The organism is Cellulophaga sp., from assembly GCF_039943695.1.
GTDB lineage: Bacteria > Bacteroidota > Bacteroidia > Flavobacteriales > Flavobacteriaceae > Cellulophaga.
Window position 1 is genome coordinate 1 of record NZ_JBDVAA010000141.1, and the last position, 2535, is coordinate 2535.

Sequence of the window (2535 nt, forward strand, 5' to 3'; positions counted from 1 at the left end):
TACTAACTGCAGAAAGTATCTATAAAAAAAGACAACAAAAGTTAAAACAACACATTCAACTTTTTTTAAAGGGCTTAAATAATAAAGAGCTGTTTACGTTTATGCCAAACCACTCAGCTTTTACATACAGTGATCAAAAAATAACTACTTATTTAAAAGAGCACAATATTATAGTTACTAGTTTTAATTATCCAGACCAACATTCACCTACTATGAGCCGTATTGTGCTAAGTGCACACCATAAAAAAAAGGATATTAATAAAGTTGTTAGCCTTATTAATACCCTTTATGATTAAGTTTTACTTACTAGTTATCCCACCAAACTGGAGTAACAGGTGTTTGTTGGTTTGCTAGTACATTTTCTTCATTTCTATTAACTTCAGAAGATGGGTACTCTGCTCTTCTAAACCACTGACCAAAATATTCATTATCATCACTAGCCTCTTCCTCTCTAATAGTTAAACCTTTAAAAACCTCATCAGAAAAATTATAACGTCTAAAATCTACAAAAGTTTCTGGGTTTAAAAAGTTATGTATATATTTCTCTTTCATTATGTGCTGCAACATTAAATTGCCTTCGCCAACATTTATAGCCGTATCCACTAAGTAATCTGTACCATCTACATCATACATTTCCATACTTGCAGCAATACCATCTAAGTATGCTGTGTAAGCATCTGCATTAGAACCTACACTAGTTGTGTTTCCTCCGTTTGCTAAAAAAGCAGCTTCTGCTTTTATAAACATAGCCTCTGCATAGCTTATTAACATTAAAGGAGCATCTATTCTTGTATAATATCCATCTACAGCAAAACCTGTATTAGCATCTGTACCATCTGGAGCTAAACCAACACTACCACTAACATAACCTTTCCATTCTGCTTCTCCTCCGTTATCCGCAAAAATTGGCAATCTTGGATCAATACTAACATCACCACCTTCAAAAGGAAAGTAATCTCCATTCATAGAGCTAACCAATTGACTAGCAATATCATTATGAGCGTTTCCTGTATTTTTAGCTAAAACCTCTGCAGAATACCAAGGGTTTATATTTTTATCATCGTAATACATTAGAAAATCATCATCTGTAGAAGTAAAGCCATTAGCAATAGTACTTAATACATCAGCTGCTGTAATTTCTCCTTTTTGTACTAAGTGTAATTGATATCTAGCCTTAATGGTATATGCCGCTTTTAACCACTTATCTGTATCTCCGCCATATATTAGATCTTCACTACCTAATGTAAAACCAGAATCATCTGGACCTTCTAATGCACTAATAGCTCCATTTAACAGTGAAAATATACTTGTATAAATTTGCTCTTGTGTATCAAAAGCAGGAAAATTATTATCTGGACCATCTGTAGCATCAGAATATGGAATATTATCCCAAGTATCTGTAGCAATACCTAAATTTACGGCAGTTAATATATCTGCAACTGCTTTATAATGTACTGCTCCGTTTGCTGTAGCTTTTTCGTTAATAGCATCTATATTAGGTAAAATGTACAAATACACCTGTGTCCATAATCCGCTTGCTGTTGTTTGTCCAGCTGCACCTCCACCTTGAATAACAAAGTTTTGCACATAATTTCCAAAAGATAATTCGGCAGAACGTTGCCCTTCCATTGTACTATGTATAACTGGTGCTAACAAATCTTGCATACGCAACTGATCTAATTTTGCTGTATTAGATGGCGTATTCACATCAAAATAATCATCACTACAAGCTGTAAATACAGTTATAAATAATGATAATACTATTATTTTATATATACTTTTTCTCATCATATCTATTTTTTAAAATCCTATATTAATACCAAAATTATAACTTTGAGATAAAGGAATATTTAAACCAGTAAACCCATAAACATTACTACCCGCGCTATATTGGTTCCCTTCTGGGTCATACCCATCATATGGTGTCCAAACCAAAATATTTTGAGCACTAGCAGATATTGAAAATCTATCTAAGTTTATTTTTTCAACAAATTTAGAAGGTAAATCATATGTTACACCAATGTTTCTAAGTTTTACCCAAGATGCATCTTGAACTAAAATTTCTGAAGCTCTATTGTAATCAGTAGAGCTACGATAGTAGTTTTGATCTATTAAAACCTCTGTTGTGTTTGGTATGTAACCACCATTACCATCATCCATAACTCCACTTAAAACTGTAGTTTCGTCTCTAAATTCGGTAACTTCTAAGATTCCATTTCTTATAGAGTTTCTTCTGCCAGCATCATAAATATCTCCTCCTTTTTTATATTCCAATAAAAAGTTAAACCCTAGATTTTTCCATTTAAAATTATTAGCTAAAGAAGTAATATAGTCAGGAAAAGCATTACCTACTTTTTGACGCTCTGTAAAGTCTATTTCTGGCTTACCATTTGCATCTATATAACGTTCACCGTTTTCATAACGCCATTTCCAACCGTACAAAGACCCCATTTTATCACCTTCTCTAATTTCTGATGTTACACCTGCAAAACCAGAATCTGCAAAAATAATACTCTCTATATCATCTGGAATATC

Annotated in this window: 2 protein-coding genes and 1 pseudogene; 1 reads left to right on the forward strand and 2 read right to left on the reverse strand. The window is 32.8% G+C overall.

The genetic code is table 11. The features are described 5' to 3' along the window. On the forward strand, positions 1-296 hold a 296-nt coding region (locus tag ABJD66_RS09465; RefSeq protein ID WP_348130812.1), incomplete at its 5' end, for an aminotransferase class I/II-fold pyridoxal phosphate-dependent enzyme. Between the two features lie 10 nt (positions 297-306). Here the strand turns inward: ABJD66_RS09465 and ABJD66_RS09470 are convergent. Together ABJD66_RS09470 and ABJD66_RS09475 are read right to left on the reverse strand one after the other, a co-directional pair. Then, positions 307-1791, reverse strand: a complete 1485-nt coding sequence (locus ABJD66_RS09470) for a SusD/RagB family nutrient-binding outer membrane lipoprotein (protein ID WP_348130814.1) — start codon at positions 1789-1791, stop codon at positions 307-309. Between the two features lie 9 nt (positions 1792-1800). Continuing rightward, positions 1801-2535: pseudogene (locus ABJD66_RS09475) on the reverse strand (SusC/RagA family TonB-linked outer membrane protein); the annotation flags it as partial.

Bases quoted from the DNA above. Each gene is read 5' to 3' on its own strand.
- ABJD66_RS09470 (WP_348130814.1), bottom strand. From the start codon at position 1,791: ATGATGAGAAAAAGTATATATAAAATAATAGTATTATCATTATTTATA.